Genomic DNA, 12983 nt, shown 5'->3' on the forward strand with positions numbered 1-12983 from the left:
TATACTAAAGAATAGTCAATCTTTGAAAAATTTGATATTTATAAGAACAAAAACCAAGGAGAAAAAGAATGAGTATATATGATTTGAATGCATATGAAGTGCTCCAGACAGAAGATTTATCTGATCTGAAGTCAAAGGGGACACTTCTGAAGCATAAGAAAAGCGGAGCACGAGTGCTTCTTATGGAAAATGATGATGAGAACAAGGTGTTTACAATTGGATTCCGTACACCACCGTCAGACAGTACAGGAGTTCCACACATTATGGAACATTCTGTTCTGTGCGGATCGAAAGAATTCCCGGTGAAGGATCCGTTTGTTGAGCTTGTGAAAGGTTCTCTGAATACATTTTTGAATGCGATGACTTATCCGGACAAGACGGTATATCCGGTGGCAAGTTGCAATGACAAGGATTTCCAGAACCTGATGCATGTCTATATGGATGCAGTATTTTATCCAAATATTTATCAGAATGACAAGACATTCCGCCAGGAAGGTTGGAGCTATAAGCTGGATGATCCAGATGGAGAGTTGACAATCAGCGGTGTTGTATACAACGAGATGAAAGGAGCATTCTCTTCTCCGGAAGGCGTACTTGACCGCGTGGTTCTGAACTCTCTGTTCCCGGATAATACGTATTCCGTAGAGTCCGGTGGAGACCCGGAGGTGATTCCGGAACTTACTTATGAGCAATTTTTAGATTTCCATAGAAAGTATTATCATCCATCTAACAGCTATATTTATCTGTATGGTGATATGAATATGGAAGAGAAATTAAGATGGCTTGACGAGAAGTATTTGTCAGATTTTGAGAATGAACCGGTGGATTCAGAGATTCATCTGCAGAAGCCATTTACAGAGATGAAGGAAGTCGTTCAGGAGTATTCCATCGCAAGTGAAGAGAATGAGGAGGATAACACCTATCTTTCTTATAACAAAGTGATCGGTACTACACTGGATGAGAAACTATATCTGGCATTTGAGATTCTGGATTACGCACTTCTGTCCGCACCGGGCGCACCGCTGAAGAAAGCACTTCTGGATGCTGGGGTCGGCAAGGATATCTCAGGATCTTATGACAACGGAGTTTATCAGCCGATCTTCTCTGTGATTTCTAAGAATGCGAATGTAGAGCAGAAGGAAGAATTCGTTCGTGTAATTGAAGATACATTGAAAGATATTGTGAAAAATGGAATCAATAAGAAAGCACTTCGCGCAGGAATCAACTATCATGAATTCCGTTTCCGCGAGGCTGATTTCGGAAATTATCCGCGTGGATTGATGTATGGTCTTCAGTTGTTTGACAGCTGGCTGTATGATGAGACGAAACCATTTATCCATATGCAGGCGATTCCGACATTTGAATTTTTGAAAGAACAGGTGGAAACAGGATACTTTGAAGAACTGATCCAGAAATATCTCCTGGATAATACACATGGTTCTATCGTGATCATTAAGCCGGAGCGTGGACGTACTGCAAGAATGGATAAGGAACTTGCAGATAAGCTTCAAGCATACAAAGACAGTTTGTCAAAAGAAGAAATCGATGCACTTGTGAAAGCGACGAAAGAGTTGGAAGAATATCAGGAAGAAGAGTCGGCACCGGAGGATTTGGCGAAGATTCCTGTACTCGGACGCGAAGATATTTCCAGAGAGATCGCACCGATTTATAATAAAGAGCTTGAGACAAGCGGAGTGAAGCTGGTACACCATGAAGTTGAGACGAATGGAATTGGATACACAGCGCTTTTGTTTGACCTGTCCGGTATTCCGGAAGAGAAACTTCCATATATCAGCATTCTGCAGAGTGTGCTTGGAATTATTAATACAAAGAATTATGAATACAGTGAATTATTTAATGAGATCAATGTACACACAGGAGGAATCGGAACTTCTCTTGAGCTTTACACAGACGTAACAAAGGTAAAGGAGAAAGAATTCCGTGCAACATTTGAAATCAAAGGTAAAGCACTGTATCCGAAGATGAATGTTCTGTTTTCTATGATGCGTGAGATTCTGATGGAATCTGATCTTGGAGATGAGAAGCGTCTGAAAGAAATCTTAGCAATGTTGAAATCCAGACTGCAGATGTCTTTCCTGTCATCCGGACACACAACAGCAGCCCTTCGTTCCCTGTCTTATACTTCACCGATGGCGAAGTTCAAGGATGATACAGATGGAATCGGTTACTATGAGGTTGTAAAGGAACTGGAGGAAAACTTTGAGGAGAAGAAAGCAGAACTGATTGAAAACTTAAGACAGATTGCACAGCAGATTTTCCGCAAGGATAATCTGATCATCAGTTATACTTCATCAGCGGATGGTCTTGCACCGATGGAAGAGGCATTTGCAAAGATTGCAGACACACTTCATACAGAGGAGAAGGAAGCAGAGATACCGTGTGAAATTCATTGTGTGAAACGCAACGAGGGATTCAAGACATCTTCAAAAGTTCAGTATGTTGCAAGAACAGGTAACTTTATCGACCGTGGTGTTGAGTATACAGGAGCACTTCAGATTCTGAAAGTCATCTTGAGCTATGATTATCTGTGGCAGAATGTCCGTGTGAAGGGCGGAGCTTACGGATGCATGAGCAGCTTCAATCGTATTGGAGAGGGATATCTGGTATCTTACCGTGACCCGAATCTGGAGAAGACAATGGAAATCTACGAAGGAGTTGTGGATTATCTGAAGAACTTCAATGTAGATGACAGAGACATGAACAAGTTTATTATCGGAACGATCAGTAATATCGACCGTCCGATGAATCCGGCAGCAAAGGGAAGCAGGTCAATGAATCTTTATATGAACCATGTATCTGCTGAGATGATCAGGGAAGAGAGAGATCAGATCCTTGATGCACAGCAGTCAGAACATCCGTGCACTTGCCGATGTACTTCAAGCATTACTTGATGCACATGAACTTTGCGTGATCGGAAGTGAAGAGAAGATTGAGGAGCAGAAAGAGATGTTCCTTGAAATAAAGACACTTTAAGATGGAAAAAGAAAGGAAAAAGTATGCAGGATAATTTTAAATCAGGATTTGTCACACTGATCGGAAGACCAAATGTTGGAAAATCTACTTTGATGAATCGTCTGATCGGACAGAAGATTGCAATCACATCAAATAAACCACAGACAACAAGAAACCGTATCCAGACTGTTCTGACAACAGAGGAAGGTCAGATTGTGTTCGTAGATACACCGGGAATTCACAAAGCAAAGAATAAACTTGGTGAGTATATGGTGAATATTGCAGAACGTTCTTTGAATGAAGTGGATGTTGTACTTTGGCTTGTAGAGCCATCTACATTTATCGGTGCAGGTGAGAAGCATATTATTGAGCAGTTAAAGAAGGTAAAGACACCGGTTATTCTTGTTATTAATAAAGTTGATATGGTGAAGAAGGAAGAGGTTCTTACGTTTATTGATGCATATCGTAAGGAATGTGATTTTGCAGAAATCGTTCCGGTATCTGCAAGAAGAGGCGATAATACGGATGAGCTTGTAAATGTAATTATGAAATATCTTCCATACGGACCGCAGTTCTATGATGAAGATACAATCACAGACCAGCCGGAGCGCCAGATCGTGGCAGAGATTATCCGCGAGAAAGCATTGCACAGCTTGAATGAGGAGATCCCTCATGGAATCGCAGTAGCAATCGATCAGATGAAGATGAACCACAAAGTGTGTCATATTGATGCTACAATCATCTGCGAGAGAGATTCCCATAAAGGGATCATCATCGGAAAGCAGGGAAGTATGCTGAAAAAAATCGGAAGTACTGCAAGATTTGAGATCGAGCGTTTGCTGGATTGCAAAGTAAATTTGAAGCTGTGGGTGAAGGTTCAGAAGAACTGGAGAGACAGCGATTATATGATGAAAAATTTTGGATACAGGGAAGACGAGATGTAAGCCCTGAGATGCATTTGCGGTAAATTCTGAAGATATTCTAAAGAAAAAAGTGCTGTTCCTTAAAGAATGGCACTTTTTTCTTTAATAAATGCCAAAGCCTATTGTTATTATGAAAAAGTGGGATAAAATGATGTAAGTACATAGCAATGGAGCAATCTGGTTACATCATAAAATGGGAAAAGAATGGAGAAAACAAGAAGTGAGACAAAGGACAGGGGATTTGGACAGAAAGAGAATAATAGAAATCTTACTCCCGCCGGTAATTGTTTTTCTGGTGAATTCAGCTGTCTACTGGGGAGCACCGAGATTGACAGATACAAGTGAGTACCATAACCTGTCACTTGCATTAGATACAAAGATCCCATTGATCCCGGTATTTATTCTTGTTTATTTTGGATGTTACATTTTCTGGGTGATTAATTATCTGCTTGTATCATTGCGGGAGGAAGAGATAAAATACAGATTCTTTACGGCTGATTTGTATGCAAGAATCATTTGTTTTCTGTTTTTTGTGTTTTATCCGACAACAAATGTAAGACCAGAACTTGTAGGAAACGGAATTTTTGTTCAGGGCATGCGTTTTTTATATCAGATTGATAAACCGGTGAATTTATTTCCATCAATCCATTGTATGGCAAGCTGGTTCTGTTGTATTGGAATCAGGGGAGATAAAAAAGTACCGGGGTGGTATAAGATCGTATCTGTAATGATCGCAGTGTTGGTCTTTGTTTCTACGCTTGTAACAAAACAGCATGTAATTGTGGATGTGATCGGTGGAGTTGCGGTAGCGGAGCTGACCTGGTTTGTGAGCTGCCGGACAAACGGATGGAAAATTTACAGAAATCTGGTTCGTAAAGCAGGAGGAGAAAATGGAAAATAAAAAGAAAATGATATTTAATGTACTTTTTCTCTTTCTTGTCTTTGCGGCAACAATCTATGGAGTATTCCATGGGGAGGATTTAAGTGAGATTGCAGAAATTCTGAAAACAGTGAATTCATACTGGTTGCTTCCGGGTGTTGCCTGTGTGATTATCTTTATCTGGGGAGAGTCAATTATTATATTTTATATGATGCATACGCTTGGTATTCATCTAAAGAAATGGAAATGTTTCTTGTTTTCCTCTGTAGGATTCTTTTTCAGCTGTATCACACCATCCGCAACAGGAGGACAGCCGGCACAGATTTATTATATGAAGAAAGAGAAAATTCCAATCCCGGTATCAACGCTTGTATTGATGATTGTCACGATTACCTATAAAATGGTTCTCGTTGTGATCGGTCTTGGACTTATGATCTTCGGCAGGGGATTCATCAGAACACATATGTATAATATCCGTCATATTTTTTATCTTGGAACAGGCCTAAATGTATTTTGTGTGGCTTCTATGCTGCTCCTTGTATTTCATCCGGTGCTTGCGCGTTCTATTCTTGTAAAAGGGATGGAACTGCTGGAAAAAATGCATCTGATGCGATATAAAAGTACAAGAATTGAGAAACTGAATGCATCGATGGATCAGTATCATACAACAGCGGTTTATCTGAAAGATCATATAATGGTACTGGTCAATGTATTTGCAATCACATTATTTCAGAGGTTCGCACTGTTTACAGCAACCTGGTTTGTATATAAGGCATTTGGACTGTCCGGAACGAATGCATTCGTGATTATTCTTCTGCAGTCTGTGATTTCCGTTTCTGTGGATATGCTGCCACTGCCGGGGGGGATGGGAATCAGTGAAAAACTGTTTTCGATGATTTTTGAACCAGTTTTTGGAAGTGCACTTTTGATCCCGGGAATGATCTTAAGCAGAGGACTTGGATATTATACAGAATTATTGATCAGTGCAATTTTTACGATCGTGGCGAATTTTACAATAGGAAGAAACTTAAGGAAGAAAGCATAAATAAAAGGATGGTTATTCTGATAAGAATAAAAGCAAGGGGGAAATAAAATGTTAGGTGTTTATGATTACACAGTTATACTTACATATATCAGTCTGTGGATTTCAATTGGTGGGATGATGCTGTCATTGAATGGACATCTGGATCTTGCAGTATTGTGTCTTGCATTGTCTGGTCTGTGTGATATGTTTGATGGGAAGATTGCAAGAACAAAGAAGGATAGAACAGAAACAGAGAAACGTTTTGGAATCCAGATTGATTCACTGTGCGACATTGTCTGTTTTGGAGTTGGACCGGCGATCATCTGTTATTGTATGGGAATGAATGGGATTGTCGGTGTTCTTATTCTTATGTTTTATGTGTTGGCAGGATTGATCCGTCTGGCATGGTTTAATGTAACAGAAGAGTGCCGACAGGATGAGACAACAGAGAACAGAAAGTGTTATCAGGGATTGCCGATCACATCCATGTCGATCGCATTACCGATTCTTGTTGTGCTTCGCCCATTTTTGCACTGTGATTTCAGAATTGCACTGCATGCGATGGTTCTTCTTGTAGGACTTCTGTTTGTTATGGATTTCAAATTAAAAAAGCCGGGGAATAAGACACTTTCTGCATTAGTCGGAGTAGTAGCGGTTGCAGTAGTCTGGACATTGAGACGAAGATTCATGTAAGAGGAGAGATTATGATTTATGCAGACAGAAACGGAAACAGGATGGAGAAAACAACAGGGCAGGACAGATTCCTGGAATATATCTATGGACATACATTGACAAGAATGATGTTGAAACCATTGCTTGGATCCGGGGTATCCCGACTTGGCGGAAAAGTGCTGGACAGCAGAGTGTCCAGGCTGTTGATTCCATCGTTTGTCAGAAAGAATCAGATTGATCTGTCAATCTATGAAAAGAAACATTATTCTTCTTATAATGACTTTTTTACGCGTAAGATTTTAGTGGAGGAACGTCCGATTGACGGAAGAAAAGAAGTGCTGATCAGTCCTTGTGACGGGAAAGTGACAGTTTGTCCGATTCAAAGGGATGGACTTTTTCTTATCAAACAGACACAGTATACAGTCCGTAGTCTTCTGAAGGATGAAAAGCTTGCGAAACGCTATGAAGGTGGAACAGCTTATATAATCCGTCTCACGGTAGATGACTACCACAGATATTGTTATGTGGCAGATGGTGTGAAATCTGCACAGCGAAAGATCAGAGGAGTATTCCATACAGTAAATCCGGTGGCAAATGACTATGCTCCGATTTACAAGATGAATACAAGGGAATATTGTCTTGTACAGACAGAAGAACTGGGAACCGTTTTGCAGATGGAAGTCGGTGCTCTTATGGTTGGACGGATTAAGAATTATAAAAAGAAAGTATCTGTTGTACACCGGGGAGAAGAAAAAGGAATGTTCGAGTTTGGCGGGTCTACAGTCGTTCTTTTGACAGAGCCGGGAAAAGTGCAGACGGATGAAGATCTGGTGAGAAACAGTGCAACCGGTGCAGAGACATTGGTAAAGATGGGTGAGAAAATTGGTGAAAAATGTCAGAAAGAACCGTTTTCGGGCGAGAACTGAGGATTTTCTATAGCTTTCTAAAATAAAGTGTGCTAAAATGGCTGTGTTTGTTGATGAAACACAGCCATTTTTTGCAAATATGCAGAGAAACTGTTACTGTTCACTCCCGTGTCAATCACTCCGCTGATTGACACGGAGGAGGCATGTTTTGGCTTGAATGCATCTCGCCTTATCGCCAAAGGCGATTTAAAATGGCGAGATGCGTTGCTGGTCGCACATCGTGTGAACAGTAACGAGAAACTTTTTCGTATCAATATGGAGATAAGACAGAGAGAAGGAGGAAAATTCAGGTGAAAAAGAGAAGAATACTTGCAGTTCTTTTGATTGTTGCACTTGCAGTTGCTTCTTTTTCCGGTTGTGGAAAGAAGAAAGAAAAGGAAGAGCCAAAGAAAGAGACAAAGCAGGTAGTACAAAAGGAAGAAGAGCCGGAAGAAGTAGAAGAAGAGCCGGAAGTTAATCAGGAGACATTTGCTATTTTTGGAGTTGACTCCAGGGAAAATAATCTTGGTAAGGGAACAAGATCAGACTCCCTGATGGTGGTAAATGTAGATAATACAAATAAAAAAGTGTATATTGCTTCTGTCTATAGAGATTGTTATGTACAGATTGAAGGTCATGGTCTGGATAAGATCACACATGCACACTCTTTCGGAGGACCGGAGCTTGCAATGGATACATTAAATACAAACTTTGATCTGGATATTCAGAAATATATTACAGTTAACTTCATGAATGTTGCAGAACTGGTTGATGATATGGGTGGAATCGAGCAGGATATTACAGAAGAAGAAACAAAGTATATCAACGGTTATATTAATGAGCTTAATGGAATCAGGGGAACATCTTCTGCACAAATTACAGAAGCTGGTACTTATACATTAGACGGAACACAGGCGGTTGCATTTAGCCGTATCCGTTATACAGAAGGAGGAGATTATAAGAGAAGTGAAAGACAGAGAACAATTCTCTTTAAGATTTTCTCAAAAGCACAGGAGCTCGACAAAGCGAAAAAGATCGATATTGCCAAGAGCATGCTTGATAAAATTAATACAAACTATTTAGAGAGCGAAGTGCTTCGTCTTTTAAGTACAATCACAGAATACAAGGTGGAAGCAATGGATGCATTTCCAAAGGTATTCTATTCCGGTAAGATTGATGGTGTGTTCTATGAAGTTCCGGTTACATTGAATGACATGAGTACACAGATGCATACATTTTTGTATCCGACAGAAACGTATACACCTTCTGAGACAGTTCAGTCGATCAGTGCTCAGGAAAGTGCGGTAGCACCAACAGCGAATAATGATTTTACACAGCAGTAAGAGCTGGAGTTAAACCGATTTTTGAAAAGAGTTGTGAGAAATAGAGGATAATCTCGTTTTTTACAGCTCTTTTTTGTATATGAAAAAGTCATGTTCTGGTTACTGTTCTGATATAGAAAAACATCTACTCGGGTTGCAATTACTTTCAATTTTATAAAATGTGTGTTATCCTAGCATTGGATGTTATTTGAACGTTTAACTAAGATAAGAAAAAGGTAGATAAGGGGTAAGAAATGAAATACGAGAAGATGAATAATCTCTTCCTGCGTCAGTCCTATCTGGATTCCTGGGAAGATTATGAAAGAAGTTTAAAGAAAAAAAGCTTTATCAAATGGGATTATATTATATTGACAGCATCAAATGAAGCACAGGCAACGGCTTATCGGAATCAGATCGAGAACCGTCTGGAAAAAGGTCTTCTTCCGGAAGAGACAACGTATGCGGTTCTTCCGGATCCGGAGGGAAAACGTGTGGGATCAGGAGGAGCTACATTTCAGGTGATGCGTTATATTGCAGAACAGGAACCGGAGAGAGAGAATCCTTTTAAGAATCGTAGAATTCTTGTGATTCATTCAGGTGGTGACAGCAAGAGAGTGCCGCAGTATTCTGCAATCGGCAAGCTTTTCTCACCGGTTCCAAGAGAATTGCCGGATGGAAGAAGTTCCACTTTGTTTGATGAGTTTATTGTAGGGATGTCAGGGGTTCCATCCAGGATTCAGGAAGGAATGCTTGTTTTGTCAGGTGATGTATTGCTTCTGTTTAATCCACTTCAGATTGATGCGCAGTTTGACGGAGCGGCAGCAATTTCCATTAAAGAGCCGGTAGCTACAGGAAAGAATCATGGCGTATTTCTGAATGACGGACATGATTATGTAAAGTGTTTTCTTCATAAACAGACAGAAGAGCGTCTGCGAGAGATGGGAGCTGTTAATAAAGCAGGAAATGTAGATCTTGATACAGGTGCGGTATTGTTTGGCAGCGCACTGTTGCAGGCACTGTTCCGTCTGATTTCAACAGAGGGCAAAGTAGACGAGAAGAAATTCCGTCAGTTTTGTAATGAAGAAGCAAGGATCAGCTTTTATGGAGACTTTTTATATCCGCTTGCAAATGATTCTACATTAGAAGATTTCTATAAAGAGGCAGCAGAAGGACAGCTCAATGAGGCACTGCATGAATGCAGGACACAGATCTGGAATGCGATCCATCATTTCTCAATGAAGCTGTTGTGTCTGTCACCGGCGGAATTTATTCATTTCGGGACAACAAGGGAATTGAGAAGCCTTGTAACAAAAAATGTGCAGGATTACGAGTTCCTGGATTGGAAGATGCAGGTGAATTCAGCGGTGCAAAAAGAAGGATTTGCAGCGCATAATGCTTATGTAGGAAGCCGTGCAAAGATAGGAAAAGAAGCATATCTGGAGAATTGTTATATTCTTGGTAATTCTGAGGTCGGCGACGGAACCGTTCTTTCCCATGTGCGCATTATGGACCGGAAGATTCCAGAACAGATTGTTATGCACGGAATTGAACTGACAGGTGGGAAAAAAGTAATTAGGATTTATGGTGTACCAGATAATCCGAAAGGAAAATATCCGGGAGAGGTTTCATTTCTCGGCACGACATTGAATCAGTTTATGGCTCAGAATAAAGTGACGAAAGAAGAACTCTGGAAAGGAGAAGAGACCTATCTGTGGTTTGCAGATCTTTACCCGGTGTGTGATGACTGGGAAGATGCACTTGATATGGCTGAAATCATTTACAAGATGGCACATGGTACTGCAACAAAAGAAGAGATTTCCAGATGGCGTGAGACTGAACGTTTGAGCCTCTATTCCAGTTTTAATGCAGCAGATATTGAGGCATCCTGTGATCAGGAGAGGTTTCTTGAAAACCGTATTCTTGCAAGGTGTTTCATCAGAAAACTGGAGCAGGGAATGTATTATGCGGATGCACTCAAGATATTTGGAAAGCGTGGAATATCGAAAGAAATCTTTAAGTTACTGATGGAAGATGCGGCAGAAGCAGATTTCTCATTGAAGATTCGAATCTATCATGCAGTCTCCTGTTATATGAAAAAGACAAGAACGATTTATGATGATCTGCATTATGATGCACTTGAGAATGACTGTTTTGGAACAATCCAGGAGGTAATTTATGAAGAAGCAGAGAAGAAACTTCCGGATAGTGCAGGATATAGAATTGTAAAAGATCAGGTTGATATCGCCCTTCCGGTTCGCGTGAACTGGGGCGGAGGCTGGACGGATACACCACCACATTGTAATGAAAAGGGTGGAGTAGTTCTTAATGCTGCAATGAAATTAAGAGGAATTTATCCGGTACAGATCACGGTGAAGAGATTAGATGAGCTTCATGTGGAATTTGAAAGTAAGGATATCGGAGTCTATACAACTGTAGACAGTGCAGCTGAGATCCAGGATTGTCATAATCCATATGATTCATTTGCACTGCATAAAGCAGCTTTGATCGCCTGTGGAATTATCCCGGTCAGGGAAGAAGCAGATCTTCAGGAGATTTTAAAGCGGATGGGAGGAGGAATCTATCTTTCTACCCAGGTTTATGGAGTACCGAAAGGATCAGGACTTGGAACAAGCAGTATCTTATCAGGAGCGTGCGTAAAGGGAATCTTTGAATTTCTTGGTCAGGAGCGTACAGATGCAGAGATCTATGATGTTGTCCTTGGTATGGAGCAGATCATGAGTACCGGAGGAGGATGGCAGGATCAGGTTGGCGGACTGACAGAAGGAATTAAACTGATCTCAACAAAACCGGGGATTGCTCAGAATCTTGTTGTAGAGAAGATAGAAATGCCGGAAGAGGGAAAGAAAGAACTGAAAGAACGTTTCGCATTGATTTATACTGGTCAGAGGCGTCTCGCAAGAAATTTGCTGCGTGATGTGGTTGGTGGCTATATCGGAAGCAGACCAGAATCATTGAAGGCATTAAAGGAGATGAAGGCAGTCGCCGTGTTAATGCGTTTTGCACTGGAGCAGGGAGATATTGACGAATTTGCTGAGCTTTTAAACCAACATTGGAAATTGTCCTGTATGTTGGATGCCGGTACAACCAATACCTGTATAGATCAGATCCTTCTTGTATGTGAAGACCTGATCGATGGGAAGTTTATATCAGGAGCCGGTGGAGGCGGATTCATTCAGGTGATTCTAAAGAAAGATGTGACAAAGGAGCAGCTGCATGAACGTCTGCATGGCGTGTTCCAGGACAGTGGCGTAGATGTATGGGATTGCGAATTACTTGTTTAACGTATAAGTAAGACAAGAAATGAAATTTGACAAAGAATTTCTACATGGTATAATGAGCGAAAAAGAAAGCAGTATATCAGTTAGGAGTAGATTTTTGAAGAGCAATAAGAAAACGAATAGAGCGAAGAACAGGAAATTGACGATGATCTCATTTTTGCCGGCAATCATTTGGCTGATCCTTCTTCTGGTTTTGTCAAGCCAGAATGGACCACAGACAGCGGCAACCAGTCTGCCGATGGCAGAATGGATCCAACAGCACTTTTTTCCACAGGACAGTGTGGATTATGTGCATATGTATCTGAGAAAATGGGCACACTTTATCGTTTATTTCATAGAATCAGGATTATTGGTTCTGGCAATGAAGAATGTGATGAAAGCCTGGAAAGCGGCGTGTGCGGTATTCGGACTTTGTACGATCCTGGCAATTGCAGATGAGGCACACAAGGTTCTGATCGTAGGAAGACACTGTCAGTGGGATGAAGCAGGAATCAATATTGTCGGTGTGATCATGGGAGTGTTGCTGACCTGGAGTATTCTATGGCTGATTCGTTGGGCAAGGGGAACACTTGAAGATTAGAAGGAATATTTTCGCAGAAAGCTTCATATAATGACATCAGGAAGACAAGCGGTGAAAGGGGAAATCGAAAGGTGGTTCTTGGATATATTGTCTGTTTTCTCGGTGGTCTGATTCTGGGCGTAGTCCTTATGTGTTTGCTTCAGATAAAGAGATGATTTGTGAGAGAGGTTGAGAGGCCTCTCTTTTTTGTATATCAGGAAAGTATTTTCCTGATATACAAAAAATACTCCGTTTAGGATCTGCACAAATCCGAAAAACACCCGTTGTTGTTTTACATAAACTTAACATTTGGTTGATTTCAGACTTTACATTTCTTACGTAACATATGTACTGTGCTTGAGGGAAGCATAAATGACTGCAGAAAATAAAAAAAAGAAAATGCAGTGGGATTAGAAATGTGTATGA

The 12983-nt window shown here is 40.7% G+C and carries 8 protein-coding genes and 1 pseudogene; all 9 read left to right on the forward strand.

Annotation, left to right across the window (positions count from 1 at the left end):
* The first annotated feature begins 68 nt into the window (after positions 1-68).
* The 9 genes and pseudogenes from ACZ47Z_RS04260 (at position 69) to ACZ47Z_RS04300 (ending at position 12578) form a co-directional block, all read left to right on the forward strand.
* Positions 69-2994 (forward strand): annotated as a pseudogene (locus tag ACZ47Z_RS04260) (insulinase family protein).
* A gap of 23 nt (positions 2995-3017) precedes the next feature.
* A complete protein-coding gene (gene era / locus ACZ47Z_RS04265) occupies positions 3018-3917 on the forward strand; it encodes a GTPase Era (protein ID WP_015529342.1) in 900 nt (299 codons plus the stop codon).
* Positions 3918-4116: 199 nt separating this feature from the next.
* Positions 4117-4797, forward strand: coding sequence for a phosphatase PAP2 family protein (locus ACZ47Z_RS04270; protein ID WP_237985202.1), 681 nt, complete (start codon positions 4117-4119; stop codon positions 4795-4797).
* On the forward strand, positions 4787-5821 hold the full coding sequence (locus ACZ47Z_RS04275; RefSeq protein ID WP_055172924.1) for a lysylphosphatidylglycerol synthase transmembrane domain-containing protein: 1035 nt from the start codon (positions 4787-4789) through the stop codon (positions 5819-5821). The genes ACZ47Z_RS04270 and ACZ47Z_RS04275 overlap by 11 nt, the downstream gene beginning before the upstream one ends.
* A 48-nt stretch (positions 5822-5869) precedes the next feature.
* The gene (locus ACZ47Z_RS04280; protein ID WP_054753779.1) at positions 5870-6493 is read left to right on the forward strand and encodes a CDP-alcohol phosphatidyltransferase family protein; all 624 of its coding nucleotides are present in this window, start codon (positions 5870-5872) and stop codon (positions 6491-6493) included.
* A gap of 11 nt (positions 6494-6504) precedes the next feature.
* The gene (locus ACZ47Z_RS04285) at positions 6505-7398 is read left to right on the forward strand and encodes a phosphatidylserine decarboxylase (protein ID WP_441909946.1); all 894 of its coding nucleotides are present in this window, start codon (positions 6505-6507) and stop codon (positions 7396-7398) included.
* A 290-nt stretch (positions 7399-7688) separates the two neighbouring features.
* Positions 7689-8720, forward strand: a complete 1032-nt coding sequence (locus ACZ47Z_RS04290) for an LCP family protein (RefSeq protein ID WP_464525902.1) — start codon at positions 7689-7691, stop codon at positions 8718-8720.
* A 233-nt stretch (positions 8721-8953) separates the two neighbouring features.
* Positions 8954-12001, forward strand: coding sequence for a fucose pyrophosphorylase domain-containing protein (locus tag ACZ47Z_RS04295; RefSeq protein WP_464525903.1), 3048 nt, complete (start codon positions 8954-8956; stop codon positions 11999-12001).
* Between the two features lie 94 nt (positions 12002-12095).
* Entirely contained in the window at positions 12096-12578 is a 483-nt protein-coding gene (locus ACZ47Z_RS04300) for a VanZ family protein (RefSeq protein ID WP_227165507.1), read from the forward strand.
* Positions 12579-12983 lie beyond the last annotated feature (405 nt).

This window comes from Mediterraneibacter faecis (genome assembly GCF_055383675.1).

Excerpts from the sequence above, each read along its gene's own strand:
- ACZ47Z_RS04280 (WP_054753779.1), top strand. The coding sequence starts at position 5,870 with ATGTTAGGTGTTTATGATTACACAGTTATACTTACATATATCAGTCTG.
- ACZ47Z_RS04275 (WP_055172924.1), top strand. The coding sequence starts at position 4,787 with ATGGAAAATAAAAAGAAAATGATATTTAATGTACTTTTTCTCTTTCTT.
- era (WP_015529342.1), top strand. The coding sequence starts at position 3,018 with ATGCAGGATAATTTTAAATCAGGATTTGTCACACTGATCGGAAGACCA.
- ACZ47Z_RS04295 (WP_464525903.1), top strand. The coding sequence starts at position 8,954 with ATGAAATACGAGAAGATGAATAATCTCTTCCTGCGTCAGTCCTATCTG.
- ACZ47Z_RS04285 (WP_441909946.1), top strand. The coding sequence starts at position 6,505 with ATGATTTATGCAGACAGAAACGGAAACAGGATGGAGAAAACAACAGGG.